Below are 26,418 nucleotides of genomic sequence, written 5' to 3' on the forward strand. Positions count from 1 at the left end.
TCAGCCGACGACATCCTTGAGGGCATCCCCCAGAGCGCCGGCCTCTTCGGCGTTGAGCTCGACTACTAGGCGGCCACCGCCTTCGAGCGGGACGCGCATCACGATGCCGCGTCCCTCCTTGGTGACCTCCAGCGGACCGTCGCCTGTCCGCGGCTTCATCGCCGCCATCCGCGCACCTTCCTTCACCTGTCAGGGCACCGCGAGCCTCCGAGCGAGCCCACGGCGCCGTACGCGTGGACCATTATCCCCTATCCGGCGGTGACATGGAGCACAGGGCGGGAACCCGGTGGACGCGAGCCGCTGTCCCCGCCGGCTGGCAGACTCGGTGCATGCAGGCTCGCTCGGCGCTCTTCGACGTCTACGGCGACCACCTGCGCAGCCGGGGCAGCCAGGCGCCGGTGGCGGCCGTCGTCCGGATGCTCGACCCGGTCGGCATCGCGGCGCCGGCGGTCCGCACCGCGATCTCCCGGATGGTCACCCAGGGCTGGCTCGAGCCGGTCCAGCTCCGCGGCGGCCGCGGCTACCGCACCACCGAGCGCGCCAACCGGCGCCTCGACGAGGCCGGCGACCGCGTCTACCGCCGCCACGTACCGTCCTGGGACGGCCACTGGCACCTCGCGTTCGTGACCCCGCCCGCCGCCCGCGCGGCCCGCACCCGGCTGCGGGCCGACCTGACCTTCCTGGGGTACGCCGAGCTCGCCGACAACGTCTGGGTGAGCCCGTTCCCCCGCGGCGAGCTCACCACCGTGCTCGAGCGCGCGGGCGCGAGAGCGCGGTCGGCCCGGGCCGATCACTTCGACACCGAGCCGACCGGGGCGTGGGATCTCGACGCGCTGCGCTCGGCCTACGAGGGCTGGCTGGCCTCCGCCGACCGCCTGGTCGGCGCGCAGCTCGCCGCCCACGACGACGCGGACGAGGCGGCCTTCGCCGCCCGTTTCCACCTCGTCCACGAGTGGCGGAAGTTCCTCTTCGCCGACCCCGGCCTCCCCGACGCGCTGCTGCCCGACGACTGGCCGGGCCGCGCGGCGGCCGACCTGTTCGCGACGGAGGCGCACCGGCTCAAGCCGGGCACCGACCGGTTCGTCGCACGCTGCCTCGACGCCTGACCCGCCCACCACGGCCCACCACGGCCCAGCCGCTCTCTCCGACCGGTCTGCAAGACTGCGCGACATGAGCGACTCCTCCGTCCTGCTCGACGTCACCGACGGCGTCGGCACCATCACCCTGAACCGTCCCGAGGCCTACAACAGCCTCAACATCGCGACCAAGGAGCTGCTGCTCGAGACGGTGCAGCGGGTGGCGGAGGACCCCGCGGTCCGGTGCGTCGTGCTGACCGGCACCGGCAAGGCGTTCTGCAGCGGCCAGGACCTCAAGGAGCACATCGAGCTGCTCGACAACGGCGGCAGCGACGCGCTCTTCACCACCGTCGACAAGCACTACAACCCGACGGTGACCGCACTGGCCGAGATGGCCAAGCCGGTGATCGCGGCGGTCAACGGGGTCGCGGCCGGCGCCGGGGCGAGCCTGGCGTTCGCGTGCGACCTGCGCATCGTCGCGGACACCGCCGGCTTCAACCTCGCCTTCGCCAACGTCGCGCTCTCCTGCGACACCGGCGCCAGCTACCACCTGCAGCGGCTGGTGGGCCGGGCCAAGGCGATCGAGCTCCTGTACTTCCCGACCACGGTCAGCGCCGCGGACGCCCTCGAGCTCGGCCTCGCGACCACGGTGGTGCCCGCCGCCGAGCTGGCGACCGAGGTCGGCGCCCTGGCGGCGCGGCTCGCGGCCGGACCCACCGTCGCCCTCGGCGCGATCCGCCAGTCGGTGGCCTATGCCGCCGGCCACTCGCTCCAGGAGTCCCTGGAGCTCGAGAGCGCGATGATGACCAAGACCGGAGCGACCGCCGACCACCGCGCCGCCGTCGCGGCGTTCGTGGCGAAGGAGAAGCCGGTCTTCGAGGGGCGGTAACCGGCCTGGTCGCTAGCCGACGGTCGGCCCGAATCAGCCTCGTAGCGGGAGGGCGCCGAACCGCGATGGGGCTGGAATCCCCTTGTTCCACAGAGGCCTGGGCCACGAACAGGTCACGACCCGGCGTGCTCGTCCACACCCGGATCGGAGGTCTGTGGAAGGTGGTTTCGAGACAGGCGCTCGCGCGCCTTCCTCGACCACCGTGGGCCGAGGACGGTGGTTGAGGAGGTTGCGCTAGCAACCGTCTCGAAACCACCACGAACGCATCCCGCCCCCGACCCATCCCCAGAGGTGCCAACGGGGTGCGCGTCGCCGGGAGGACGCCACCACTCCCCGGGTACGGGCGGTGGTTTCGTGGCTCACGCGCCAGGGCGCCTCCACACCTCAACCACCGCGACGCGCTCGGGCACGACGCTACCGTCGCGGCCGCTTGACGCGGTGGGCGTCGAAGAGATGCAGCACCTGCCGGGGCGCGGCCTCGGCCATCCGCTTGCGGGGCGGGTGGCTGCCGTACTCGACCGTGAGCGCCGCCCCGTCGGAGCGGTGGTTGAACCAGCCGGTCATCGTGCCGTGGCACACGCCGCCGCAGGTGAGCGACCGGCGGGGCAGGCGCAGGTGGCTCGCGACCTTGCGGGAGAAGGCCGGGCTCTTCGTCGCCGTGTCGACGCCGTGGAGGGGCTGGTGGAAGCTGAGGATGCGCGACGGCTCGATCTTCTTCAGGAACCGCATCATCGCGCGGGTCTCGGGCTCCGAGGCCGGGCGCGGCCCGGACTCGTAGGAGCCGTCGAGGTCGGCCCAGGCGTAGGGGAAGTTGCGGTTGAGGTCCACGCCGTGGGCGTTCTTGCGGGTGCCGCGCGCCAGGCCGTCGGGGTTGTAGACCGGGACCACCCACAGGTCGACCCCGCGGATCGGGCGCCCGTCGCGCAGGCTCTCGAGGATCTGCCGGGTCCGGCCCTCGTCGCCGTGCATCGTCGAGATCAGCAGCACCCGGCGCTTCCCCGGCTCCCCCAGCCGCCAGGCCCGGATCGGTCGGCCGCGCACGGAGTGGCCGATCACCCGCTTCTCGACGACGGCACCGTGGTGCTCGCCGTGCTGGTCGCCGTGCTGGTTGCCGGGGTGGTCGCCGGCCGGGGCGGCGTACGCCGGCGCGGTGGTCGGCCCGGCGGCCGGCATCAGCATGGTCGCGGCGACGAGCGCGGCCGCGGCGGTCAGGGTCCCGAGACGCATGCCCCGCACCCTGTCACACCGGCCGAGGCTCACACGGCCGACGTCAGGTAGGCCCAGGTGAAGACGCACACGCCGACGAGCATGCCGACGTGGGCGAGGATCGAGAGGCCCGGACCGTCCGACCACGAGTCCGCGCTGCCCTCGGAGGCGTGCCTGCCACGCGAGGGCAGCCAGCGCAGCAGGATCAGCAGCCCGGCGATCACCGTGACCCACCAGCAGGCGAGCGAGACGATGCCGAAGGTCGACGTGCCGAGCGGGTTGTCCTCGGGGGCGACCAGGAACGCCACCCAGGTGACCAGGGCGACACCGCCCGCGATCGTGTGCACGGCGACCAGCCGCGAGCCCACGCTCGCCCGCCCGGCACCACCCCGACCGAGCCGGAGCCGGGTCAGCACCACGACGACCGCGGCCAGCGCGGTGAGGACGTAGACGGTCACCTCGGTCGACACGGAGGGCAGTGTGCCCTACGCCGTGTGGTCGTCGCCACGCACGGGGTCGTGCACGGGGTCGTGCGCGGCCTCGTCAGCCGGCTCGTCGGCCGGCGACTCGCGCTCCCGGGCGAGCCGGTCGAGCAGCGCGTCGACCTCCGACATCCGGTAGCCGCGGAACGCCAGCGAGAAGCGCACCCGGCGCAGGTCGTCGGCCGTGAGCGGCCCGCTGGCGGGCACTCGGGCGTCGGGCCGGTCGTCGTACACCTCCACCATCGGCGTGCCGCGGCCGGCGGCGAGCAGCGCGACACCGCCGAGCGCGAGCACGACCAGGATCGCGAAGAACCACATCATCCGCGATGCGCCTCCCGGGCGGCGACCATCCGGGCCACGGCCTCCTCGACGTCGTCGGTGAGCACCAGGCGCTCGAGGTCGATCTCACTGATCGTGCGGTGCGCGAGCTGGGTGTCGCGCATCCAGTCGAGCAGCCCCTCCCAGTACGACGAGCCGACGAGCACGATCGGGAAGTCGGTGATCTTGCCGGTCTGCACCAGCGTGAGCGCCTCGAAGAGCTCGTCGAGGGTGCCGACGCCGCCGGGGAGGACGATGAAGCCCTGGGAGTACTTCACGAAGATCGTCTTGCGTGCGAAGAAGTAACGGAAGTTGACGCCGACGTCGACCCACTCGTTGAGGCCGGACTCCCAAGGCAGCTCGATGCCGAGGCCGACGCTGACCCCGCCCGCCTCGCTGGCGCCCTTGTTGGCGGACTCCATCGCACCGGGCCCGCCGCCGGTGATCACCGCAAAGCCCTCCTCGACGAGCCGCCGGCCGGCCTTCTCGGCCGCGGCCCGCCACGGGCTCTCGGCGGGCAGCCGGGCCGATCCGAAGACCGAGACCGCGGGGCCGAGCTCCGCGAGCGCCCCGAAGCCCTCGACGAGCTCGGCCTGCATGCGCAGCACCCGCCACGGGTCGGTGTGCACCCAGTCGCCCGGCCCGCGGGAGTCGAGCAGCCGCTGGTCGGTGGTGCCCGGGTCGACCTGGTCGCGGCGTTGGATGATCGGGCCCTTGTACTTCGCCTTCATGCGGTCAGCCACTTCGTGAGGACCTGCTCGCAACGCTCGATGTGCTCCACCGGCACGTGCTCCTCCTGCTTGTGGGCCAGCATCGGATCCCCCGGGCCGAAGTTCACGGCCGGGATCCCGAGGGCGGAGAACCGCGCGACGTCGGTCCAGCCGAACTTCGGGTTGACCTCGCCGCCGACCAGGTCGGCGAAGGCCTTCGCGGCCGGCAGGTCCAGGCCGGGCAGCGCGCCGGGCGCGGAGTCGGTGACGGTCACGTCGTACCCCTCGAAGAACTCGCGCACGAAGTCCGCAGCCGCCGCCTCGGAGCGGTCCGGGGCGAAGCGGAAGTTGACCTCGACCACGCACTCGTCGGGGAGCACGTTGCCGGCGATGCCGCCCCGGATGGCGACGGCGTTGAGGCCCTCGTGGTACTCCAGGCCGTCGATGACCGGGCGGCGCGGCACGTAGTCCTCGAGCCGGCGGAGCACCGGGCCCGCCTTGTGGATCGCGTTCACCCCGCGCCAGGCGCGGGCGGTGTGGGCACGCTCACCGGTGGTGCGCACCTCGACGCGCATCGTGCCCTGGCAGCCCGCCTCAATGCTGGCGTTGGACGGCTCCATCAGGATCGCGAAGTCGGCCGCGAGCAGCTCGGGATGGCTCTCGGCCAAGCGGCGCAGGCCGTTGTGCTCGGCGGCGATCTCCTCGGCCTCGTAGAGGATGAACGTCAGGTCGCGGTTGGGCTCGGCGAGCGTGGCGGCGATCCGCAGCAGGACCGCGTCGCCGCCCTTCATGTCGCAGCTGCCGAGGCCGTGCAGGACGCCGTCGGCCAGCCGGGACGGCAGGTTGTCGTTGACCGGCACGGTGTCGAGGTGGCCCGCGATCACGACGCGCTCCGCGCGGCCGAGGTGGGTGCGGGCGACGACGTTGTTGCCGTGCCGGGCGACCTCGAGGTGGCCGAGGCCGCGCAGCGCGTGCTCGACCGCGTCGGCGATCTCCTGCTCCTGGAGGCTGACCGACTCGATGTCGACCAGCTGCCGGGTGAGTGACACGGCGTCGGCGGTCAGGTTCAGCTGGTGCGTGCTCACGGCTCCTATCCAACCAGCCGGGTGCGTGACGCGGGCACGGCGGCGCCGTCGGGGGAGTTTCACCGGCTGCGACACCTGTCCACGAAACTGCAACACGTTCTAGTATCGGCGCATGCGCAACGGACTCGTACTCTTCACCTCCGACCGCGGCATCCGCCCGGCCACCCTGGCCGCAGCCGCGGAGGAGCGGGGCTTCGACACCTTCTACGTCCCCGAGCACACCCACATCCCGGTCCGGCGCGAGGCCGCGCACCCCGGCACCGGCGATGAGACGCTGCCCGACGACCGCTACCTGCGCACGCTCGACCCGTGGATCACGCTCGCGACGGTCGCCCAGGCCACGTCGCGGATCCGGCTGTCGACCGCGGTGGCGCTGCCGGTCGAGTCCGACCCGATCACGCTGGCCAAGCAGATCGCGACGCTCGACCACCTCTCCGGCGGCCGTGTCGAGATCGGCGCCGGCTTCGGCTGGAACACCGACGAGCTCGCCGACCACCACGTCCCGGCCCGCCGGCGGCGGACCGTGCTGCGCGAGTACGTCGAGGCGATGCGCGCGCTATGGACGCAGGAGGAGGCGTCCTACGACGGGGAGTTCGTGTCGTTCGGTCCGTCGTGGGCCTACCCGAAGCCGGCCGCGCACGTCCCGCTCATCATCGGCGCCGGCGGCGGCCCGAAGACCTTCGCCTGGATCGCCGCGCATGCCGACGGCTGGATGACCACCCCGACCCAGCAGGACATCTCCGGCCAGATCGACGCGCTCACCAAGGCGTGGGCCGACGCCGGCCGCGAGGGCCGCCCCGAGATCCGGATCCTGATCGCGTTCAAGCCGGACCCCGCGGACCTGGCGGCCTGGGCCGACCAGGGAGCCACCGAGCTGATCTGGGGCGTCCCGGACCGGTCCGAGGACGAGGTGCTCGCCTCGCTCGACCGACTGGCGGGCCGACTGGGACTGGCCGACTGACCGTATCGGCTGACGGGGTTTCGAGATGGTTCCCGATGAGGTTGCGCAGCAACCATCTCGAAGGCAGGCGCGAGCGCGCCCTCCCCAACCACCGTCGTCAGCGGCCGAGGTGCGCCTCCAGGCCGTCGAGGATCCGCGCCAGGCCGAACTCCAGCTCGCGCCGGGGGTCGCGCCCGGCCTGGTAGGCCTCACCGGCGGCGGAGCCGACCCGGCCGGCGATCGGGTACTCGCGGTGTGACATCACCTCGGCGAGCGCCTCGTAGTTGGCCTCCCACCACTCGGCGTCGGTCATCCCGGACTCGCGCTCGGTGCGGCGTACGGCGTGCTCGGCGCGCGCGACGTTGGCGGCGAACCCCGTCACCAGCGTGATGGTCTGGTCCATCTCGAGATCGTCGAGGCCGACGCCCTCCACTGCCGAGAGCTGCCACTCGTAGCGGTCCGCGACGTTCGGGCCGAGCCAGGCGCGGACTCCCCCGACGTCGAGCAGCCACGGATGCGCCCGGTGGTCGGCGAGCTGCACCTCGGCGACCAGGGTCAACCGGGCCCGCAGGTCGCCGGTCATCGGTGGCAGGTCGGCGCGCCCGACCACCTGGTCGACCATCAGCACGACGAGGTCGTCGCGGCCCGCGACGTAGGTGTAGAGCGACATCGCGCCGACACCGACCCGCTCGGCGAGCCCGCGCATGGACAGCGCGTCGAGGCCGTCGCGGTCGGCGAGCTCGATCGCCGCGTCCACGACGTCGTCGACCGAGACCTTCGGGCGGCGGCCCCGCTTCGGCGCCGTGCCGTCGGAGGGCAGCACGTGGCGCCAGAGCAGGCGCAGCGTCGGGTCGGGGTCGGCGGACACGAATGGATCCTACTTTCTCGTACATCGTACGGAACAAATGTTAGACTCCGCCCGTTCTGACCCGTACACCGTACGAAAATTGAAGGAGAAGCATGGAGTCACCCCTGGTCGCCCGCGGCGTCCGGAAGCGCTACGGCGACACCCGGGCGCTCGACGGCCTCGACCTCGAGATCGCCCCGGGCACCGTGCACGCGCTGCTCGGGCCCAACGGCGCCGGCAAGAGCACCGCCGTGCGGACGTTCGCGACCCTGACCCGGTACGACGAGGGCGAGGTGCGGGTCGCCGGGCACGACGTGCGGCGCGACGGGGCAGCGGTACGCCGCGCGATCGGCCTGGTCGGCCAGTCCCCCGCGCTCGACGACGTGCTCCACGGCCGCGAGAACCTCGTGCTCCTCGGCCGACTGCACGGCCTGCCGGCCCGGGCGGCCCGGGGCCGGGCCGACGAGCTGCTCGCGGCGTACGGGCTGGCCGAGGCGGGCGGCCGCCCGGTCTCGACGTACTCGGGAGGCATGCGGCGGCGCCTCGACATCGCGGCCAGCCTGATCCGCCGGCCCAGCCTGCTCTTCCTCGACGAGCCCACCACCGGGCTCGACCCGCGGGGGCGCAGCGAGGTCTGGGCGACGGTGCGGCAGGTGGTCGCGCAGGGCACCACGGTGCTGCTCACGACGCAGTACCTCGACGAGGCCGACCAGCTCGCCGACCGGATCACCGTGATGGGTTCCGGGCGGGTGATCGCGGAGGGCACCTCGGCCGAGCTCAAGGACCGGCTCGGCGGCGACCGTGTCATCGTCACGGTCGCGGGCGACGACCTCGACGTGGTCGCGCGGGTGCTCGACGCGCCGGCGGACCGCGAGACCCGCCGGGTCACCGTCGAGGCGGGCGCGCAGGGCGGCACGGCCGCGCTGCTGGCCGCCGTACGCGCCCTCGACGCCGCCGGCCTGGCCGTCGACGACGTGCTGCTGCGCCGACCCACCCTCGACGAGGTCTTCCTGCACCTCACGGAAGGAGCCGCCCGATGAACGCTCTGCACCAGGGCTGGGTGATCACCCAGCGCGACCTCCGGCACTGGCAGCGCGAGCCGTGGACGCCGGTCTTCGGCATCCTCTTCTCGCTGATGCTGCTGCTGGTCTTCGGCTTCCTCTTCGGCGGGGCGATCGACGTGCCGGGCGGTGGTGACTACCTCGACTACCTGCTGCCTGGGATGTTCGCGCTGTCGATGCTCTTCGGCGTCGAGACCACGATGTCGGCGGTGACCCAGGACACGAAGCGCGGCATCACCGACCGGTTCCGGTCGATGCCCATCCACAGCGTCGCCGTCCCGCTGGGCCGCTCGGCCGCCGACCTGCTCAACTCCGCCCTCCAGCTCCTCGTGCTGATGGTCGGCGGCCTGCTGGTCGGCTGGCACCTGGACGCCGGAGTCGCCGACACCGCGCTCGCGGTGGCGCTGCTGCTCTGGCTGCGCTTCGCCGTGCTGTGGATCGGGATCTACCTGGGCCTCGCGCTGCGGGGCGAAGGGGCGCTGGCCGCCAGCCAGGTGCTGGTCTGGCCGCTCGGCTTCCTGTCGAACCTGTTCGTCGCGCCGGAGACGATGCCGGGCTGGCTGGGCGCGCTGGCCCAGTGGAACCCGGTCTCGGCGACCGCGGCCGCCGCCCGCGAGCTCTTCGGCAACCCGACCGGGGTCACCGACGGCGTGCTCGCCGAGCACGCCGTCCTGCTCGCCCTCGCGTGGCCGGCGGTGCTCACGGCGGTCTTCCTCCCGCTGGCCGCGCGGGCCTACCGCAGCCTGTCGCGCTGAGCGTGGGCCCGGGCCCGGGCTCGTCGTCCCGGCACACCGGGACGACGAGCCCTGCCGCCCGGGTCGGCCGGTGCGGCATCGTCGGCCCGCCCAGGCTCGAACGGCAGGAGAGGACGAGATGATGCAGGCTCGACGTACGGCGGCGCTGGCCGCGGCCACGGTGCTCGGCGCGTCACTGATGACGGTCGGAACCGGCCCGGGCGCGGCTGCGGCCGGCAAGCGTGCAGACCTGGTCGTCGCCTCGGTGGGCAAGCCCCCGACGACGGTGAAGCACGGCAGCTCGTTCAACCTCGGTGCCACCGTGGCCAACAAGGGCCGAGGGGCCGCGAAGCCGAGCTCGCTGCGCTTCTACCTCTCCCGGGACCGCGCCCGGAGCGCCGACGACATCACCGGCGGCACCGTCGCCGTGAAGAAGGTCAAGCCCCGCAAGAAGAAGACCGTCAGCGGCAAGGTGAACGTGCCCTGGGAGGCCAGCGGGAAATACTGGGTGATCGCCTGCGCCGACGCGACCAGGAAGGTCAAGGAGACCAAGGAGGGCAACAACTGCCGGGTCTCGAAGACCCAGGTGGACGTCGACGCCGACCTGCACGCGGACCTGACCGGCCAGCTCACCTTCCTCGACGAGGGGCAGCGGTCCGACCCGACCACCGGCCGGGTCGAGACCTGGAGGCGCACAGCGTCCGCCTCGATCTCGATCGCCATCGACGGTGCCCCGGGCGACCCGACATTCGCCAGCACCGGCAGCACCTACGAGCGCGCCGGATCGCTGACCGCCCACGAGGAGTCGGACAGCTGCGTCCAGGACCGGGAGCGCAAGGAGGCCGGTGGAGGGACGCTGAAGTACGCCGGCGACCGCTTCAACGACGACATCAACGGTCGCTTCACGCGCACCGACCTGAGCGGCCTGCGGATCGGCCTGTTCATGCGCGCCGGCTGGACCGACACCACCACCCAGACCGGCCGGGGCGAGCACCCGTGCGACTCGTTCACCAAGACCACGCAGGGCATCGGGCTCGACGTCAGCGACATCGAGCTCACCGAGGTCTCGGTGACCGCCCAGGCGATCACCTACCGCGTCGTCGGCTGGGTGGCCGAGCAGAACACCACGTCCGACTGGGACAAGGTCGAGGGCACCCTGACGCTGACGCTGCGCTGAGGTGGTTTCGAAGCGTCTCAGGCGCTGGCGCGCCTTCGCACCTCGACCACCGTGGGCTTCACGGTGGTCGAGGTGCGAGCGGAGCGAGCCTCGAGGGGAGGCTCGAAGCCCTGCTACTCGTCGATGACACTGAATCTGTCGGAATGGCCCCACTCAGCCGTCCCGCGTCCCCGCGCCGTGGCCAACTCGTGCAGGCTGAACCCTCGGAATCGGATCTGCCGGAGACAAGTCCAAGCCCAGGCAGCGAATCGGGTGTGCCAGACCTGGCGGATGCGAGGAACTGCTCATTCATCTTTGTGTGTGCTCCCGGGCCGACGACATCTGCTAGGCGAGGAGCCGAACAGCGTTCATCACGGCGCCGATGAAGGGCGGGGGCTCTCCCTCGGCACGTGCCGTCGCGTACCTGTACGCGACGTGGTTCTTTCGAACCGAGATGCCCTCTTCGTCCTCGATACGTTGCAGCTCCACCCCCCATTCACCCCAATCGGCTAGGAGGACTTCCAGACTGTCCTCGACGACCGCGAACCGCGTGTGCACTCCGGTCTCGGGCTGGTCAACCGGTTCTTGCCCCAAGTACTGAAGAAGCCCGCGATTCCCCTTCCTTGCAGCAGCGACCGTCACCGCGAGCTGGGCCTCCGCCTTGCCCTCACGCCTGCCGCGCTCAAGCAGGCCGGCGTCACCGTCAAAGAGGACGAAGTATGGGATCGCCAACTCATCCAGGACTGCCAACGGCAGGAGCATTGCGTCCTTGCCGCCGACGTCCGACACGACGACGCCCGCAACGGCAAGCGGTTCTTCGTCGTGTCGATCCCCGATGCCTTCGAAGACAGCACGGTCTGTCGTTCCCTCAACCAGGAGGACGGCCTGGGCGAAGAACGCCTCCGGCAGGCGATGGGTCGCCATCGAATCCAGAGCCTTGCGGACATGTTCTTCGCTTCGGAGCCCGCTCAGCCGCTCAATTGCAGCATCGACGGTACAACTCGCCACAACGGTGCTGCCCGGTCCCTGAGCTCTGTGCGGCCGCGTCAACCGACGCACTTGAGAGAACTTCCCGGCCGTAATGAAGTGCGGGCTGTGGGTCGCGTAGCAGACTTGGATCCCTTGGTCGGGATCTTCAGCAAGTTTTCGCAGGACCGTGGCGAAGGCCTGTGCCTGGACCGGGTGCTGAAAAAGCTCTGGCTCTTCGATCGCGAGACATATCGCACCCTGATCGGCTGCCGCGGCACCTTGGTGTGCGAGCAGTTGCAGCGCCGCTATCAACAAGGTGCGCTGAAACCCGTGTCCCTGTCGCTCGACTGTTGTCCGAAACTCAGCTTCAGCCACCGCCACTTCGAAGTGAGTCCGAGCGACAGGCGTCGTGATGGGAGTTTGGGCGACCTCTATCGCCTTGCCCGTCGAGTATTGCTCAACCGCCGCTGTGAGGTCGCGCGAGAGTTGCACCAACTGTGGCCCAAAGCTCTCCTGAAATATGGCCTGCTGACGGGCCTCGGTCTCCACCCTTAGTTCCTCAAGTCGATCTTCTGCCGAAGTTCGATCAACGCTCCGCTCTAGAATGCGACCGACGATCGTGTTCCGGCCATCAGCCACCTGCTCCGAAGCCCGCAGATCCGCTGTGACTAGCACGAAGTCGAAGATCCCTGACAACTGGTTTGCGCCGTTGAAACCAAAGAAACTCGTGGTGAGGTCAACCGGCGCGTCCTGGAGTTGGTCGAGATGCGCCATCTCCCAGGCGATCATCCCCGCATCGAGAGTCTCAGCGTTCACGGCCTTTTCAACGCCGAGCTCATCTGCCATCGCGTTGAACGCCATGCGACGCTCCAGCGCACCTTGGAGCCTTCTGATATCGCTGAAGGCCGGATAGGCCCGGACGTTGGCAGACATCACAGTATGGCCCCCCGGAGCGCGCCTCTTCCAGACCGTGAAGGTGTCGGAACCGGGAGGGGCGTAGCGACCCAAGGCGTCGCGATCACGGTCCGTCAGTCCGACGAACGTTACGCGGACCGAGATCTCATCGATGCCGCGCCCGTAGGTGACATCTTCGTCTTCAAGGGTCTCGCTACCGTTGAAGAACCAATCCAAGGCACGGAGGACGGTGGACTTCCCAGCTCCATTCGGTCCAATGAAGGTCGTTACCTCCTCAAACGAGACGTTCACGTCTTCGAGACAGCGGTACCCCTGGATCTGAACGCTTTCAATGCGCACGACTAGTCCTACAGCTCGACCGCCCAGCGCGGCTCGAACGGATTCCCTGTGGCCTCGGCGGAGATGAGATTGACGAGGTGCCACGAACGAATGGATGCGCGCTGTAGGCAGTACGCGAACAACCGATCAGGCTTCCCAGCCGCTCCTGGCCGGATACTGTACGGCTCGACCTCCCGTGTCTCTGTCGATCCGTCCGACTCCCGCGCGGTCAGCAGGACGGTCCGGTTCAGGCGAGCCTCGTTAACCACGACATCCATCACAGTCTCCATGGCCGTCTATGACACGCTCCAAGAGGATGATCGTGTAGCCGGTATGCGAATCCGGCCGGAACTATCTGGCTGTACTTGTCATGCAGGACACAAGATCTCAGTTCACGAGAACGTAGAGTGTGCTTCGGTCTTCCGTTGGATCCACTTGACGGCGGTGTCCTCCCGCTGGACGACTTGGTTCCTTGGCTACGCCTTGACGACGCTCACGGTGGCCTTCTCGCCGTCGCCGACGGTGACCTCGGCGCCGTCGGCCGCGTCGACCACGGCGTACGACGTCGCGAGGGTCTCCGCGGCGATCAGCTGCTCGTGGGCGCGGGCGGCGGCCTGCACGGCCGCGCCGCCGCCGATGGTGAGCGCGATCCGGTCGGAGACCTCCAGGCCCGCGTCGCGACGGGCCTGCTGGATGGCGCGCACCAGGTCGCGGGCCAGGCCCTCCTCGGCGAGCTCCGGGGTGACCTCGGTGTCGAGCACGACGAACCCGCCGCTGCGCAGCACGCCCGTCGCCGAGCCCTCGTCGGTGGCACCGGCGACGGTCTCCAGGGTGTACTCGCCCTCCTGGAGCACCAGCCCGCCGGCGGTGACGGTGCCGTCGTCGGCGACCGACCAGTCGCCGGACTTCGAGCCCTTGATCGCCGCCTGCACGTCCTTGCCGAGCCTCGGGCCGGCCGCGCGGGCGTTGACGGTGAGCTTCTGCTCGACGCCGTACGACGCCGCCTCGTCGGACTCCACGGCGAGCAGCCGCACGGCCTTGACGTTGACCTCGTCGCGGACGATCGCCTCGAAGCCCTCCAGTGCGGCCGGGTCGGTGACGACCACGGTCAGCGAGCCGAGTGGCAGGCGGTTGCGCAGGTTGCGGGCCTTGCGGAGCGCGGAGGCCGCCGAGCAGACCTCGCGGACCGTGTCCATCGCGGCGACCAGCGCCCTGTCCTCGGGACCGGCCGGCAGCTCGTCGGCCAGCGGCCAGTCGGCCAGGTGCACCGAGCGGCCACCGGTCAGGCCGCGCCAGACCTCCTCGGTCGTCAGCGGCAGCAGCGGAGCGGTCGCCCGGCAGACGGTCTCGAGCACCGTGTAGAGGGTGTCGAACGCCGCCGGGTTGTCGCCCCAGAAGCGGTCGCGGGAGCGCCGGATGTACCAGTTCGTCAGCACGTCGAGGAACGACCGGGTGGCGTCACAGGCGTCCGCCACGGCGTACGCGTCGAGCGCCTCGGTCATCTCGGCCGTGAAGTCGCGGCACTTCGCGAGCAGGTAGCGGTCCAACGGATCGGTCGACTCCGTGGATCGCTTCGCGTCGTAGGAGGAGGCGTTGGCGTAGAGCTGGAAGAAGTACCAGCTGTTCCAGAGCGGGATCAGCACCTGGCGCACCGAGTCGCGGATGCCCTGCTCGGTGACGACCAGGTTGCCGCCGCGCAGGATCGGCGACGACATCAGGAACCAGCGCATCGCGTCGGCGCCGTCGCGGTCGAAGACCTCGCGCACGTCGGGGTAGTTGCGCAGCGACTTCGACATCTTGTTGCCGTCGGAGCCGAGCACGATGCCGTGGCTGATGCAGTTCTCGAACGCCGGCTTGTCAAAGATCCCGCTGGCCAGGATGTGCAGCGTGTAGAACCAGCCGCGGGTCTGCCCGATGTACTCGACGATGAAGTCGGCCGGGAAGTGGTGGGTGAACCACTCCTCGTTCTCGAACGGCACGTGCACCTGGGCGAACGACATCGACCCGGAGTCGAACCACACGTCCAGGACGTCGGGGACGCGGCGCATCATCGACTGCCCCGTGGGGTCGTCGGGGTTCGGGCGCACCAGGTCGTCGACGTACGGGCGGTGCAGGTCGGGCTGACCGTCGCGGTCGCGCGGCAGCCGGCCGAAGTCGCGCTCGATCTCCTCGAAGGAGCCGTAGACGTCGAGGCGGGGGTACGCCGGGTCGTCGCTCTTCCACACCGGCACCGGGGAGCCCCAGAAGCGGTTGCGGGTGATCGACCAGTCGCGTGCGTTCTCGAGCCACTTGCCGAACTGGCCGTCCTTGATGTGCTCGGGCACCCAATTGATCTGCTGGTTGAGCTCGAGCATCCGCTGCTTGAACGCGGTCACCTCGACGAACCACGACGAGACGCCCTTGTAGATCAGGGGCTCGCGGCAGCGCCAGCAGTGCGGGTAGCTGTGGTCGTAGGTCTCGCGACGCAGCAGCACCGTGCCCTCGGTGACCGAGCCACCACCGTTCTTGAGGTGGTCGATGATCTGGAGGTTGGCGTCGAAGACCTGCAGGCCCTCGTAGTCGACGACGGGGAACGTGAAGCGGCCGTCCTTGCCGACCGGCATCACCGCCTCGATGCCCTCGCGGTCGGTGACGACCTTGTCGTCCTCACCGAAGGCGCCGGCGGTGTGCACGAGACCCGTACCGTCGGTGGTCGTCACGAACTCGGCCGGCACCACCCGGAAGGCACGCTCGTGGCCGCGGTAGTAGGAGAACGGCGGGTCGTAGGTCAGCCCGACCAGCTCCGAGCCCCGGCCACGCCAGGTGACGGTCGGCTCGTCGCCCAGCTCGCGGGCGTACGACGCGAGGCGCGCCTCGGCGAGGAGGTAGCGAGTGCCCTCGACATCGATGACGACGTAGTCGATGTCGTCGCCGACCATCACCGCGAGGTTGCTCGGCAGCGTCCACGGGGTGGTCGTCCAGACGAGCAGCTTCACGCCCTGGAACGGGCCCTCCGTGGTGACGTCGTACCCGACCGTGACCGCGGGGTCCTGCCGCATCTGGTAGACGTCGTCGTCCATCCGCAGCTCGTGGTTGGACAGCGGCGTCTCGTCGTTCCAGCAGTAGGGCAGCACGCGGAAGCCCTCGTAGACCCAGCCCTTGTCGTGGAGCTGCTTGAAGGCCCAGATCACCGACTCCATGTAGTCGGCGTTCATGGTGCGGTAGTCGTTGTCGAAGTCGACCCAGCGCGCCTGGCGGGTGACGTACTCGCGCCACTCCCCGGTGTACTTCATCACCGAGGCCCGGCAGGCCTCGTTGAACTTCTCGATGCCCAGCTCGAGGATCTCGTCGGTGGTCTTGATGCCGTTGAGGCGCATCGCCTCGAGCTCGGCGGGCAGGCCATGGGTGTCCCAGCCGAAGCGCCGCTCGACCCGCTTGCCGCGCATCGTCTGGTAGCGCGGGATCAGGTCCTTGACGTAGCCGGTGAGGAGGTGGCCGTAGTGCGGAAGCCCGTTGGCGAACGGCGGCCCGTCGTAGAAGACGAACTCGTTGCCGCCGTTCTCGCCCGCGTCGCGCTGGTCGACGCTCGCCTGGAAGGTGCCGTCGGCCTCCCAGTAGGCAAGGATCCGCTCCTCGATCTCGGGGAACCTCGGGCTCGACGGGACGGCGCTCGACTCGTCCGATGAGACCTTCGGGTAGGTCATGGGCGGCTTCTCCTGCGGTGTCGGTCAACTCGGGGCTGTGCCACGAGGACGATCTGACGACCGCGGTACCACCTCGCTTGCCGCCTCCCCGCGTGCTGCGGGGTGACGGCCGCTTCGTTCACGGCTGTGACGGGCCTACCCGTCCGGTTCTAGTGGGCTGACACCGAACCCGCTGATTAAGAGCCAGGAGCGATGACCGCTGTTCTTCCGGAGGCTCGCCGCTGATGACGGCTCGGACGCCTGTCCGGCAAGCGTACGGCGTGGGCTCGGCGCCCCGCCAATCGGATTGCCGGATGACGGCGGGGGTGATCGAGTGGGGATCATGACCGACCACCAGCGCATCGACCGTCGCGACTACCGATCGACCCATGGCGAGCGGGACACCGTGCTCACCTACCTGCGCAACTACCGCATCACGTTCGAGATGAAGTGCGAGGGACTGGACGCCGAGCAGCTCGCCCGGCGCGCCGTACCCCCGTCGACGCTGTCGCTGCTCGGGCTGATCCGGCACCTCGCGAAGGTGGAGCACAGCTGGAACCGGCGGGTGCTGCAGGAGAACATGGGCCTGCCGCGGCTCTACTGGTCCGACGACCGGCCCGACGTCGACTTCGACGAGGCCGTGGCGGACGACGCCGTCGTCGCCGAGGCGTGGGAGTCGTGGCGCCGCGAGGTGGCCGACGCGGACGCCTGGCTGGCCGCGGAGGAGGACTGGGGCCGCGAGGTGCCGGTGCACGACGAGCTCACCGAGGTGCGCGACATCGCGGTGCACCTGGTCGAGGAGTACGCCCGGCACTGCGGGCACGCGGACCTGCTCCGCGAGTGCATCGACGGGCGCACCGGCCAGTGACTCAGGACGCGGCCGCCTTCTCCAGGTAGGGGCGCAGCCGGTCGAGCGAGTGGGGGATCGAGAGCGGCGTCGGCGTGTTGAGGCCCACGATCGTCGGGTAGTCGAGCACGGCGACGGTGCCCGGGAGCCGGTCGAAGCCCGCGATGTCGGCGAGGTCGCTCTCGTCGCCGCCGTTGATCAGGAACGCGAGCAGGTCGGCTCGCAACAGGTCGGATCGCTCGGTGCTCACCTGGATCCGGGAGTCCCCGGTCTTCTCGCCCTGCGCGTGGACACCCGGCTCCATGGTCATGCCGAGCTGCTGGAAGAGCACGCTGGAGCCGTCGTTCTCGTCCGCGACGATGTAGAGCGAGTCGCCGACGACGTACTGCGCCAGGGCGAACGTCCGGCCGGCGAGCCCCGGCAGGTCCGCGGCCGTCCGGGCGACCTCGCCGTCGACGCCGCTGATCACCGAGACGGCGTCGTCCGGGCGGTGCAGGACCTCCCCCGCCAGCGTCACCAGGTCCTGCCACGGCTGGACCTGCGCCTCGTCGAGGTTCGGGATCGTCGGCGCGATCGCTGAGAGGAGCTGGTAGGTGCGCTTGTCGGCGATGGAGAACGAGCCGACGATCAGGTCCGGCTCCAGCGCGGCGATCGTCTCGATCGGCACGCCGTCGGTCACCTCGAACGCCTCGGCGCCCTCGGGGAGCTCCTGCCAGGGCACCGTGGAGTCGGGCATGTAGCTGTCGAGGCTGTAGCCGACCGGCTCGACCCCCATCGCGAGCATGGTGTCGGTCCACTGCACGTCGATGGTCACGATCCGCTCCGGTACGCCGTCCACCGCGGTCGAGCCGTAGACGTGCTCGACCACGACCGGCTCGCGCGGCGTACCGGCGGTGCCGCCGGCGGCCCCGCCCGCTCCCCCCTGCTCGGCGTCGGAGCCGCAGGCGACGAGCGCGAACGGAAGGATCAGCAGCGAGGCGAGGGGCGCGAGACGTCGGTTCATGAAAGGTTAGGCTAACCTAACTCATTCTGGCTCGCGCCTCGGCCCGGGGAACCGGGCGTCCAGCGGCGACCCTAGGGTTGGCTCCCGTGACCGCGACTCCGACGACTGCCTCGCCCACCGCCTCGGCCGCTCCCTCAACCGCGTGGGGCTTCGGCCTCGCCACCATCGACGCCGCCGGCACCGTTCTCGACGTCTGGTTCCCCGCGCCCGCACTGGGCGCGAAGCCGGCCGACGCGGTGCCGCCCGCGGAGCTGAGCGCGCTCCAGGGCACCGACACCGACCGCGGCGTCACCCGCGACGTGCTGCTCGTCGAGGTGGCCGACCTCCAGTCCGGGCCGACCAGCACCGAGGACGTCTGGCTCCGGCTGCACCTGCTCTCCGCGCGGCTGGTCACGCCCCACTCGGTCAACCTCGACGGCATCTTCGGCCTGCTCACCAACGTGGTCTGGACCAGCGCCGGGGCGTGCCCGGTCGAGGGCTTCGAGCTCACCCGGGCCCGACTCCGGGCCAACGGCCGACACCTGACCGTGCACGGGGTGGACAAGTTCCCGCGCATGGTCGACTACGTGCTGCCGTCCGGGGTGCGGATCGCCGACGCCGACCGGGTCCGCCTCGGCGCCCACCTCGCCGAGGGCACCACGGTGATGCACGAGGGCTTCGTCAACTACAACGCCGGCACCCTCGGCGCCTCGATGGTGGAGGGCCGGATCTCGGCCGGTGTCGTCGTCGGCGACGGCTCCGACGTCGGCGGCGGCGCGTCGATCATGGGCACGCTCTCGGGGGGCGGGACGCAGGTCATCTCGATCGGCCAGCGGTGCCTGCTCGGCGCCAACGCGGGCCTCGGCATCTCGCTCGGCGACGACTGCGTGGTCGAGGCGGGCTGCTACGTCACGGCCGGCACCAAGGTCACGATCAAGGACATGGACGGCAAGCCGCGGGTGGTCAAGGCCCTCGAGCTCTCAGGCGCCGACAACGTCCTCTTCCGCCGCAACTCCGTGACGGGCGCCGTCGAGGCGGTGCCGTGGAAGAGCGGCGGGATCGCGCTCAACGCCGCGCTGCACGCCAACTGACTCCCCGGATCGCCCGGACGCCCGGCACCGCGGCGTCCGGGCCCGTGTCCCGGCCGGGATCCTTGGCCCGCGACCGCACACTGGCTCCATGAGAATGCGCACGGGCTTGGCCCTGCTCGGCCTCGCCGGTGTCGGCGTCGCCGCGGCGGTCGGCTATGCCGTCGTGCAGCAGGTGACGCCGCTGTTCCAGCCCGATCAGTGCACGGCCACCGTCGGCGGCCGCACGGTCACGATCGACCCGGAGCAGGCCGAGAACGCCGCCCTGATCACCGCGGTCTCGATCGACCGCGGGATGCCCGCCCGCGCCGCCACGATCGCCCTGGCGACGGCGTACCAGGAGTCCAAGCTCTACAACCTGGAGTCCGGGGACCGCGACTCGCTCGGCCTCTTCCAGCAGCGTCCGTCGCAGGGCTGGGGCAGTCCCACCCAGATCCTCGACCCCTACTACTCCGCCAACGCCTTCTACGACGGGCTGGTGAAGGTCGACGGCTACGAGTCGATGCGGGTGACCGAGGCCGCCCAGCTCGTGCAGCGCTCGGCGTTCCCGGAGGCGTACGCCGACCACGAGGCCGACGCCCGGGTGCTCGCGTCGGCGCTGACCGGAAACTCCCCGCACGCGTTCAGCTGCCGGATCGGCGACGAGCCGACGGCGGGATCGGCGAAGCTGCGGCCCTCCGGGCTGACCCGGCGCGCCGACCTCGTCCGCCGCGAGGTCGCGGCCGTGTTCGCCGACCCGCCGGTCGGCGGCTTCGCCCCCGGCGGCGTCTCGACCGGGCACATGGAGGGATCCGCCCACTACGACGGCCGTGCGGTCGACGTCTTCGTGCGGCCGATCAGCGCGCAGAACCGGATCCGCGGGTGGGCGATCGCGCACTACCTGGTCGCCCAGGCCGAGCGGCTGCAGATCAAGACGGTGATCTTCGACGGCCGGATCTGGTCCGCCGGCAGCCGGTCCGGCGACGGCTGGCGCGCCTACGACCCGCCCGCCCGGTCCGGCGATCGGGCGATCCTGGAGCATCGCGACCACGTGCACGTCGACGTCTACGGCTGATCCGGCCGGACCGACCCGCGGCAACGGGAGTCGAAAGACCCTTCTCCAGACATCACCTGTCCGTATTTCCTTGGTCCGACCGTCACCGAAGGAAGAGGAGACCAGGTGCGCCGTCGTAGGACGATGACGCTCATCGGCGTGACCGTGGTGCTGAGCATCGCACTGGCGGCCGCCATCGAGGGAGCGCCGACGGCGACCCGAGGCCCGCTCTCGGCGCTGCGGGCCACGCTCGCCCGACCGGGAGCGCCCGACGTCGTGGTGGAGGGCAACCGGCTCGTCGACACCCGGACCGGCGAGGAGTTCGTCCCTCGTGGCGTGAACGTGCCCGGCTTCGAGTACGCCTGCGCCCAGGGCTGGGGCAGCTCGGAGCACGCCGGCTGGCTGTCGGCGATCGAGGTCGGCCGCGAGCTGCGCGCCTGGAACGTGAACACGGTGCGGATCCCGCTCAACCTCGACTGCTGGCTCGGCAGCCGGGACGCACCGGTCAACGGCGGCCTGCTGACCCGCAACCGCTGGGCCTACCGCGCCGCGGTGCGCACCTTCGTCGACAGCCTCCGCGGCGCCGGTCTGGTGACGATCCTGGACCTGCACAGCCGCAAGCGGCGGACGGCCTCCGACTTCGGCATGCAGGCGGCACTCGACGCGGACGGGCTGACCTTCTGGCGCTCGGTCGCCAGCGAGTACAAGGACGTGCGCGGCGTGATGTTCGACGTCCTCAACGAACCGCACTCCCGCTACGACGAGGCGAGGGGTGCGTGGGCGTTCGACCTGACCTGGGAGTGCTGGCGGGCCGGCGGTTGCGCGGCCCCGATGGAGACCGACCGCAACCCCTCCCTGAGCGGCGAGACCTACCCGGTGGTGGGGATGGCGCGCGCCGTCCAGGTCATCCGAAGCACCGGGGCCAGGCAGCCGATCGTGCTCGGCGGACTCGACTGGGCCAACGACCTGAGGGGCTGGCTGAGCCACCGGCCCGACGACGACCAGTTGGTCGCGTCCGCCCACCTCTACGACTTCAAGCGCTGCAGCACCGCGGCGTGCTTCGACGACGAACTCGCTCCGGTGGCCGCCGCCGTGCCGCTCCTGATCGGCGAGGTCGGCGAGGCGGACGGCGACACGGCCTTCCTCACCTCGGTGATCGACTGGGCCGACGCCCACGAGGTCGGCTACCTCGCCTGGGCCTGGCTGGACAACCCCGAGGACCAGTGGTCGCTGCTGACCGCGGACGGGCGGCCCGCGCAGCCCGTCGGGCAACTGCTCAAGGACCGGCTGGCGGCCTATGACTAGATGAGCTCGAGGGTCAGGTCAAACGGGCGACGGCGGCGTCGACCCGCTCGTCGGTGGCGGTGAAGGCCACTCGCACGTGCCGGCCGCCGGCGCGGCCGTAGAAGTCGCCGGGGGCGACCAGGATGCCGCGCTCGGCGAGCCACGAGACGGTCGACCAGCAGTCCTCGTCCCCGCCGTCGAGCGCGCGGCTCGCCCACAGGTAGAGCGACGCCTCGGAGTGGTCGATCCGGAAGCCGGCCGACTCCAGCGCCTCGCGCAGCTTGGCGCGGCGGGCGGCGTAGCGGGCGTGCTGCTCCACGACGTGGGCGTCGTCGTCCAGCGCCGCAGCCATCGCGGCCTGCTGGGGCCCGGGCAGGATCAGCCCGAGGTTCCTGCGCACCTCGAGCAGCTCGGCGACCAGCGCCGGGTCGCCGGCGACGAACGCGCAGCGGTAGCCGGCCAGGTTGGAGCGCTTCGAGAGCGAGTGCACCGCCAGGATGCCGTCGTGAGATCCCCCGCAGACGTCGGGATGGAGCACCGACGTCGGGGTCGCCTCCCAGGCGCACTCGATGTAGCACTCGTCGGAGACCAGGATCGTGCCGCGCTCACGGCACCAGTCGACGACCTTCCGGAGGTGCTCCGGCGGCAGCACCCGTCCGGTCGGGTTGGACGGCGAGTTGAGCCACAGCAGGGCGGGCGCCTGCGGACCCAGCGAGACCAGCGAGTCGGTGGCGACACCGCGGGCGCCGGCGAGCGCCGCGCCCACCTCGTACGTCGGGTAGGCCAGCTCGGGCCACACGACGAGGTCGCCCGAGCCGACACCGAGTTGGGAGGGCAGCGTCGCGACCAGCTCCTTGGAGCCGATCGTCGGCAGCACGCCGTCGAGGCCGAGGCCGGTCACGCCGTGCCGGCGCGCCAGCCAGTCGGCGGCCGCCTGCCGGACGGCGGGGATGCCGATCGTCAGCGGGTAGCCCGGGGAGTCGGCGGCGGCGCGCAGCGCGTCCTGGACCACGGCCGGCGTCGGATCGACCGGCGTGCCGATCGAGAGGTCGACCAGCCCGTCGGGGTGCCCGGCCGCGCGCTCGCGGTGCTCGACCAGGCGGTCCCAGGGGAAGTCCGGCAGCCGCGCGGAGACCGTACCGGTCACCGGGAGATCAGTGGTCCTGGTTCTGCGGCGGCAGCTCGGCGATCATCGGGTGGTCGTGGTCGATCTCACCCATCTTGGCCGCGCCGCCCGGGGAGCCGAGGTCGTCGAAGAAGTGGACGTTGGCGTCGTAGTAGCCCTTCCACTCCTCCGGCGTGTCGTCCTCGTAGAAGATCGCCTCGACCGGGCAGACCGGCTCACAGGCACCGCAGTCGACGCACTCGTCGGGGTGGATGTAGAGCATCCGCTTGCCCTCGTAGATGCAGTCGACGGGGCACTCGTCGACACATGCCCGGTCCTTGACGTCGACGCACGGCTGGGAGATGACGTAGGTCACCGATTCCTCCTGATACTCACGAGAGCAGGTGCTCTGTCACAGCCTAATATCCCGGGGGTGTCCGAGTCGGCAGACCCCCAGCATGTGAGCCATCACCTTCGCCAGCACGGCCTCGGCCCCCAGGTCGTGGGCCAGCGGGTGGTGGTCCGCAGGCTGGTGCGCGGCGAGACCGGCCCGAGCGGAGGCCCGGCGTTCACCGACGTGCTGGGCATCTGCCTCGCCTGGGGTGACGGCCGCTGCGTAGTGCAGCCGGCCGAAGGCCCGGCCGTGACGATCGCGCTGGCCGACATCGTGTCCGGCAAGCCGGTGCCGCCGCGGCCCCCGGTCCGGCACCGGATCGCCCCGGCCCAGGCCCAGCGGCGCGGCTTCGCGCTCTTCCCCGGCATGCACGCCGAGCCGCTCGGCGACTGGGTGCTGCGGCACACGCCCGGGTCCGGTGCCCGGCGGGCCAACTCGGTGCTCGCCTTCGGTCCGGCCAACGTCCAGGACGCCCACGACCGGGTGAGCGCGTTCTACGCCCAGCATGGGGCTCGCCCCGTCGCCGCGGTGCTGCCGGACTCCGCCGAGGAGGAGTCGTTCCGCGCGCGCGGCTGGGTGGCCGAGAGCGGCGACGCCGACACGCTCTTCCAGATGGCGGGCGTCGCCACGGTCCGGCGGGCGTTGGGCTCGCGGCGGGCGCCGGCGAGCCCGCCGGCCGAGTACGACGAGGACGGGGACCTGGTCATCGCCCGGATCGGCGACCACGCCCGAGGCGTCGCGGCGTACGCCGACGACTGGGTGGGCTTCCGCGGCATCGAGGTCGACCCCGCGCACCGGCGCCGGGGCCTCGCGCTCGCCGTGATGGCGGCGCTGCTCGGGTGGGGCGCCGAGCGCGGCGCGACCACGGCGTATCTCCAGGTGCTCGGCGACAATGCGGCGGCGGTCGGGCTCTACGAGGGCCTCGGCTTCGTCACCCATCACGCCTACCGCTACCTCGCGCCGGCGCCGGAGCCCGTCGTAGCATCGGATCGGCGCCCCGAGGCCTGACGAACCTCCCGCGAGCCGGCGGAGATCCGGGTGCCCGCGCGTGCGGCGTACCGACGAGAGGTCGACGATCCGTCGGCGAAGGTGTGGTGGCACCGCGACGTAGCCCCCGCCCACACCTCCAGGGCTTCCGCCACCTGGAGCCGTAGGCCGACCCCGGGACGTCATACGGACAGTGCGTCCCCTTGCTCGGAACGTATGACGTCCGGGGTGGCCCCGAGCGGCTCAGGCGCCGTCCGGCTTCGGCTTCTTGCAGACCACCGTGTCGGACGGGGTGTAGCTGGTGTGGAACTTCTCGGTCTTCGCGACCTCGTCGCTGCCGGGCTCGTGGAAGTAGCGCCACACGTCGACGTCGAAGCCGGAGTAGCCGGTGTTGGCATAGCAGTCCGGCGTGGTGAGGGTGCGGGTCGCGGGGGCCCGGTAGTTGTACCGGTCGGAGGTCTTGGTCGTGATGTCCCAGGTCTTCGTCGAGTACATCGACACGGTCACGACGCCCTGCGAGGACGACGTGGCCGGCTGCACCGTCGCGTGCACGAGCACGCCGTACGGCGTGTCGTTCTCGAAGCGCAGGTCGACCGCGCCCCAGGCGACGGTCGCCTCGCGCCCGACCGGGTAGCGGTCGATGTAGAAGGAGTGCGGCTTGTGCTCGATGTCCTTGAGGCCCGCGAAGAACATCGCGTTGAAGGTCGTGGTGGCCATCTGCGAGACGCCGCCGCCGAGGTCCTCCTTGAAGATCCCGTCGCTGATGATGAAGCCCTCGGTGAAGCCGTTCTCGCGGGTGCGCTCGCCGACGATGTCGTTGAGGGAGAACACCTCGCCCGGCTTGAGCACGGTGCCGTCGACGATCGCGGCGGCGCGGCCGATGTTCACGTTGCGGTACTCCGCGTAGGGGTAGTACGTCGTGAACGACGAGACCCGCTCCTTGATCCGCAGCGCCTTCGCGTCCGCGGTCGTGAACTCGGGCTCGACGACCGTGGCCTCGACCTCCATCTGCCGCTCGTCGCCTTCGCGGGTGACCAGCTGCAGGAAGGCGCTGCCCACGTCGTCGGGGTCGTAGGCGACCCCCGGCTTCGCCGGCACCACCCTCGGCTTGCCGTTGACCAGCTCGACGGTGGCGTCGACCGGCTCGTCGGCGCTGACGCCGTCGTCGACCAGCGCGGTCAGCCTCTTCGTCTTCAGGTCGGGCACCAGCGCGCCGCCCTCGGCCCTCATCCGCAGCGCGTCGGAGAACTGCTGCGGCCGCAGCTGGACGGGTGAGTCCCCGAAGACCAGCGTGACCGGCGCCGACATCGCCGGGTTGGCGAACGTGTCCAGCGCCTCTTGGACCGCGGCCTCGTCGATCTCGGGCTGCACCACCGTCGCGTCGAGCTCGACGACCTCGTCGTCCTCGGAGAGGTACGACGCGAGCACCCCGGCGCGCGCCTCGTCCGCGTCGAAGCCGGTGCCCGGGGCCGGGTCGGTGACCTTGATCTCGCCGCCCCGGAACCGGACCGCGCCGTCGGTCGGCGCGGTGCCCACCTCGTCGGCCAGTCCGTCGAGCGCAGCCTCGAAGGCCGCGTCGTCGACCGTGACCTCGACGCCCTGCTCGCCGCCCCCGGTCCAGTAGTTCCACAGCCGCCCCGGGGCCCAGCTCTTGCCGCCGCCGGACTCCGCGACGGTGGCGGCGTAGTCGACCTCGAGCCCGGCCTCGGTCGGGCTCAGCGTCGCCGTGCGGCCGTCGACGCTGACCGGGACCGGGCGCTCGACCCGGTCGGCGAGGCCGTCGCGCAGCGCCTGCTCGGCGTCGTCGGGGGTCATCCCCCCGATCTCGACGCCCTCGACGGTGGTGCCGCGCGGCACCTTGTCGCCGGCCGCGAGGTACGCCGCGGCGTACGCGCCACCCGCGAGCAGCAACAGACCCCCCAGCACCAGCAGCACGACCTTGCCGCCGGCGGAGTCGCGGGCGTTGGTCTTCGGCTTGCTCACGCGCGTGATCCTACGGAAGGGTCGCCGCTCGGCGCGGACGCGGGAGTGTGGCGAGGCCCACCACGAGCAGCAGCATGCCGAGGCCGAGCACGAGATAGCCCTGCCAGTCCTGGCTGATCAGGTAGTCGCCCTCGGGCCGGGGCACCGCCAGCCAGCCCACCATCGCGACCCAGCCGACGGCGAAGGCCAGCCGGCTCCACCAGCCCGCCGGCAGGGCGTACGCCGTCACCGCGGTGGCCGCCACCGCGAGCGCGAGTCCCCAGGTGAGGTCGTGGACCGCGATCGTCGCGACACCCGTGCCGGCACCGAGGAACAGCAGCCCCACGGCCGCAAGGAGCTTCACGGAC

25 protein-coding genes are annotated in these 26,418 nt (G+C 71.1%); 11 read left to right on the plus strand and 14 right to left on the minus strand.

Annotated features, from left to right (window positions below):
• Positions 1-168 carry a DUF3117 domain-containing protein gene (locus tag FHU40_RS05365; RefSeq protein ID WP_082574674.1) on the minus strand — a complete coding sequence of 56 codons (168 nt, stop codon included), beginning with the start codon at positions 166-168 and terminating at the stop codon, positions 1-3.
• A 161-nt stretch (positions 169-329) separates the two neighbouring features.
• Between FHU40_RS05365 and FHU40_RS05370 the strand changes: the two genes are divergently transcribed.
• Together FHU40_RS05370 and FHU40_RS05375 are read left to right on the plus strand one after the other, a co-directional pair.
• Positions 330-1,106, plus strand: coding sequence for a PaaX family transcriptional regulator (locus tag FHU40_RS05370; RefSeq protein WP_183591213.1), 777 nt, complete (start codon positions 330-332; stop codon positions 1,104-1,106).
• Positions 1,107-1,170: 64 nt separating this feature from the next.
• Positions 1,171-1,965 (plus strand): enoyl-CoA hydratase/isomerase family protein, encoded by a 795-nt coding sequence (locus FHU40_RS05375; RefSeq protein ID WP_183591214.1) that lies wholly within the window; start codon positions 1,171-1,173, stop codon positions 1,963-1,965.
• Between the two features lie 414 nt (positions 1,966-2,379).
• Here the strand turns inward: FHU40_RS05375 and FHU40_RS05380 are convergent, their stop codons facing one another.
• The 5 genes from FHU40_RS05380 to dapE are packed head-to-tail and all read right to left on the minus strand — an operon-like array spanning position 2,380 to position 5,766.
• Positions 2,380-3,192 carry a M14 family zinc carboxypeptidase gene (locus tag FHU40_RS05380; RefSeq protein ID WP_183591215.1) on the minus strand — a complete coding sequence of 271 codons (813 nt, stop codon included), beginning with the start codon at positions 3,190-3,192 and terminating at the stop codon, positions 2,380-2,382.
• 29 nt (positions 3,193-3,221) lie between these two features.
• Positions 3,222-3,641 (minus strand): hypothetical protein, encoded by a 420-nt coding sequence (locus tag FHU40_RS05385; RefSeq protein ID WP_183591216.1) that lies wholly within the window; start codon positions 3,639-3,641, stop codon positions 3,222-3,224.
• A gap of 15 nt (positions 3,642-3,656) precedes the next feature.
• Positions 3,657-3,974, minus strand: a complete 318-nt coding sequence (locus FHU40_RS05390; RefSeq protein WP_246389950.1) for a DivIVA domain-containing protein — start codon at positions 3,972-3,974, stop codon at positions 3,657-3,659.
• Entirely contained in the window at positions 3,971-4,702 is a 732-nt protein-coding gene (locus FHU40_RS05395; RefSeq protein ID WP_183591217.1) for an LOG family protein, read from the minus strand. Before FHU40_RS05395 ends, FHU40_RS05390 begins: the two co-directional genes overlap by 4 nt.
• Entirely contained in the window at positions 4,699-5,766 is a 1,068-nt protein-coding gene (dapE, locus tag FHU40_RS05400; RefSeq protein ID WP_183591218.1) for a succinyl-diaminopimelate desuccinylase, read from the minus strand. Before dapE ends, FHU40_RS05395 begins: the two co-directional genes overlap by 4 nt.
• Before the next feature lie 112 nt (positions 5,767-5,878).
• Here dapE and FHU40_RS05405 point away from each other — a divergent pair, with 112 nt between their 5' ends.
• Positions 5,879-6,727 (plus strand): LLM class F420-dependent oxidoreductase, encoded by an 849-nt coding sequence (locus FHU40_RS05405; RefSeq protein WP_183591219.1) that lies wholly within the window; start codon positions 5,879-5,881, stop codon positions 6,725-6,727.
• 97 nt (positions 6,728-6,824) lie between these two features.
• On the opposite strand, the gene FHU40_RS05410 is transcribed toward FHU40_RS05405, so the two are convergent.
• Complete coding sequence (locus tag FHU40_RS05410; protein WP_183591220.1) at positions 6,825-7,574, minus strand: TetR/AcrR family transcriptional regulator C-terminal domain-containing protein; 750 nt, start codon at positions 7,572-7,574, stop codon at positions 6,825-6,827.
• Positions 7,575-7,666: 92 nt separating this feature from the next.
• On the opposite strand from FHU40_RS05410, the gene FHU40_RS05415 reads away from it, so the two are divergent.
• From FHU40_RS05415 to FHU40_RS05425, 3 genes are all read left to right on the plus strand, one after another.
• On the plus strand, positions 7,667-8,593 hold the full coding sequence (locus FHU40_RS05415; RefSeq protein ID WP_183591221.1) for an ATP-binding cassette domain-containing protein: 927 nt from the start codon (positions 7,667-7,669) through the stop codon (positions 8,591-8,593).
• A complete protein-coding gene (locus tag FHU40_RS05420) occupies positions 8,590-9,369 on the plus strand; it encodes an ABC transporter permease (protein WP_183591222.1) in 780 nt (259 codons plus the stop codon). The genes FHU40_RS05415 and FHU40_RS05420 overlap by 4 nt, the downstream gene beginning before the upstream one ends.
• A 118-nt stretch (positions 9,370-9,487) precedes the next feature.
• Positions 9,488-10,525, plus strand: coding sequence for a CARDB domain-containing protein (locus tag FHU40_RS05425; RefSeq protein WP_183591223.1), 1,038 nt, complete (start codon positions 9,488-9,490; stop codon positions 10,523-10,525).
• A gap of 324 nt (positions 10,526-10,849) precedes the next feature.
• Here FHU40_RS05425 and FHU40_RS05430 read toward each other — a convergent pair whose 3' ends face one another.
• Both FHU40_RS05430 and ileS read right to left on the minus strand, forming a co-directional pair.
• A complete protein-coding gene (locus FHU40_RS05430; protein ID WP_183591224.1) occupies positions 10,850-12,727 on the minus strand; it encodes an AAA family ATPase in 1,878 nt (625 codons plus the stop codon).
• Between the two features lie 455 nt (positions 12,728-13,182).
• On the minus strand, positions 13,183-16,389 hold the full coding sequence (gene ileS, locus FHU40_RS05435; RefSeq protein ID WP_183591225.1) for an isoleucine--tRNA ligase: 3,207 nt from the start codon (positions 16,387-16,389) through the stop codon (positions 13,183-13,185).
• 322 nt (positions 16,390-16,711) lie between these two features.
• On the opposite strand from ileS, the gene FHU40_RS05440 reads away from it, so the two are divergent.
• The gene (locus FHU40_RS05440; protein ID WP_183591226.1) at positions 16,712-17,236 is read left to right on the plus strand and encodes a DinB family protein; all 525 of its coding nucleotides are present in this window, start codon (positions 16,712-16,714) and stop codon (positions 17,234-17,236) included.
• A gap of 1 nt (position 17,237) precedes the next feature.
• Here FHU40_RS05440 and FHU40_RS05445 read toward each other — a convergent pair whose 3' ends face one another.
• Positions 17,238-18,218 carry an ABC transporter substrate-binding protein gene (locus tag FHU40_RS05445; RefSeq protein WP_183591227.1) on the minus strand — a complete coding sequence of 327 codons (981 nt, stop codon included), beginning with the start codon at positions 18,216-18,218 and terminating at the stop codon, positions 17,238-17,240.
• An 86-nt stretch (positions 18,219-18,304) separates the two neighbouring features.
• On the opposite strand from FHU40_RS05445, the gene dapD reads away from it, so the two are divergent.
• From dapD to FHU40_RS05460, 3 genes are all read left to right on the plus strand, one after another.
• On the plus strand, positions 18,305-19,288 hold the full coding sequence (gene dapD, locus FHU40_RS05450) for a 2,3,4,5-tetrahydropyridine-2,6-dicarboxylate N-succinyltransferase (RefSeq protein ID WP_183591228.1): 984 nt from the start codon (positions 18,305-18,307) through the stop codon (positions 19,286-19,288).
• Positions 19,289-19,376: 88 nt separating this feature from the next.
• Complete coding sequence (locus FHU40_RS05455) at positions 19,377-20,339, plus strand: VldE C-terminal domain-containing protein (RefSeq protein WP_183591229.1); 963 nt, start codon at positions 19,377-19,379, stop codon at positions 20,337-20,339.
• 105 nt (positions 20,340-20,444) lie between these two features.
• Complete coding sequence (locus FHU40_RS05460) at positions 20,445-21,623, plus strand: cellulase family glycosylhydrolase (RefSeq protein WP_183591230.1); 1,179 nt, start codon at positions 20,445-20,447, stop codon at positions 21,621-21,623.
• Positions 21,624-21,636: 13 nt separating this feature from the next.
• Here the strand turns inward: FHU40_RS05460 and dapC are convergent, their stop codons facing one another.
• Both dapC and fdxA read right to left on the minus strand, forming a co-directional pair.
• Positions 21,637-22,749 (minus strand): succinyldiaminopimelate transaminase, encoded by a 1,113-nt coding sequence (gene dapC, locus FHU40_RS05465; protein WP_183591231.1) that lies wholly within the window; start codon positions 22,747-22,749, stop codon positions 21,637-21,639.
• Between the two features lie 7 nt (positions 22,750-22,756).
• Positions 22,757-23,083: a ferredoxin gene (gene fdxA / locus FHU40_RS05470; protein ID WP_181645430.1), complete on the minus strand. Its 327-nt coding sequence runs from the start codon at positions 23,081-23,083 to the stop codon at positions 22,757-22,759.
• Between the two features lie 57 nt (positions 23,084-23,140).
• Here fdxA and FHU40_RS29335 point away from each other — a divergent pair, with 57 nt between their 5' ends.
• A complete protein-coding gene (locus tag FHU40_RS29335) occupies positions 23,141-24,109 on the plus strand; it encodes a GNAT family N-acetyltransferase (protein WP_183591232.1) in 969 nt (322 codons plus the stop codon).
• A gap of 222 nt (positions 24,110-24,331) precedes the next feature.
• Here FHU40_RS29335 and FHU40_RS05480 read toward each other — a convergent pair whose 3' ends face one another.
• Both FHU40_RS05480 and FHU40_RS05485 read right to left on the minus strand, forming a co-directional pair.
• On the minus strand, positions 24,332-26,071 hold the full coding sequence (locus FHU40_RS05480; protein WP_183591233.1) for a VanW family protein: 1,740 nt from the start codon (positions 26,069-26,071) through the stop codon (positions 24,332-24,334).
• A 10-nt stretch (positions 26,072-26,081) separates the two neighbouring features.
• On the minus strand, positions 26,082-26,414 hold the full coding sequence (locus FHU40_RS05485; RefSeq protein WP_183591234.1) for a DUF6113 family protein: 333 nt from the start codon (positions 26,412-26,414) through the stop codon (positions 26,082-26,084).
• Positions 26,415-26,418: the final 4 nt, after the last annotated feature.

The organism is Nocardioides soli (assembly GCF_014191495.1).
Classification (GTDB): Bacteria; Actinomycetota; Actinomycetes; order Propionibacteriales; family Nocardioidaceae; genus Nocardioides; species Nocardioides soli.

What these genes read in the sequence shown, in the direction of transcription:
- FHU40_RS05375 (WP_183591214.1), top strand. Translation starts at nt 1,171, where the DNA reads ATGAGCGACTCCTCCGTCCTGCTCGACGTCACCGACGGCGTCGGCACC.
- FHU40_RS05395 (WP_183591217.1), bottom strand. Translation starts at nt 4,702, where the DNA reads ATGAAGGCGAAGTACAAGGGCCCGATCATCCAACGCCGCGACCAGGTC.
- FHU40_RS05390 (WP_246389950.1), bottom strand. Translation starts at nt 3,974, where the DNA reads ATGATGTGGTTCTTCGCGATCCTGGTCGTGCTCGCGCTCGGCGGTGTC.
- ileS (WP_183591225.1), bottom strand. Translation starts at nt 16,389, where the DNA reads ATGACCTACCCGAAGGTCTCATCGGACGAGTCGAGCGCCGTCCCGTCG.
- FHU40_RS05445 (WP_183591227.1), bottom strand. Translation starts at nt 18,218, where the DNA reads ATGAACCGACGTCTCGCGCCCCTCGCCTCGCTGCTGATCCTTCCGTTC.
- FHU40_RS05440 (WP_183591226.1), top strand. Translation starts at nt 16,712, where the DNA reads ATGACCGACCACCAGCGCATCGACCGTCGCGACTACCGATCGACCCAT.
- FHU40_RS05405 (WP_183591219.1), top strand. Translation starts at nt 5,879, where the DNA reads ATGCGCAACGGACTCGTACTCTTCACCTCCGACCGCGGCATCCGCCCG.
- FHU40_RS05455 (WP_183591229.1), top strand. Translation starts at nt 19,377, where the DNA reads ATGAGAATGCGCACGGGCTTGGCCCTGCTCGGCCTCGCCGGTGTCGGC.
- FHU40_RS05420 (WP_183591222.1), top strand. Translation starts at nt 8,590, where the DNA reads ATGAACGCTCTGCACCAGGGCTGGGTGATCACCCAGCGCGACCTCCGG.
- FHU40_RS05415 (WP_183591221.1), top strand. Translation starts at nt 7,667, where the DNA reads ATGGAGTCACCCCTGGTCGCCCGCGGCGTCCGGAAGCGCTACGGCGAC.
- FHU40_RS05365 (WP_082574674.1), bottom strand. Translation starts at nt 168, where the DNA reads ATGGCGGCGATGAAGCCGCGGACAGGCGACGGTCCGCTGGAGGTCACC.
- FHU40_RS05380 (WP_183591215.1), bottom strand. Translation starts at nt 3,192, where the DNA reads ATGCGTCTCGGGACCCTGACCGCCGCGGCCGCGCTCGTCGCCGCGACC.
- FHU40_RS05425 (WP_183591223.1), top strand. Translation starts at nt 9,488, where the DNA reads ATGATGCAGGCTCGACGTACGGCGGCGCTGGCCGCGGCCACGGTGCTC.
- FHU40_RS05370 (WP_183591213.1), top strand. Translation starts at nt 330, where the DNA reads ATGCAGGCTCGCTCGGCGCTCTTCGACGTCTACGGCGACCACCTGCGC.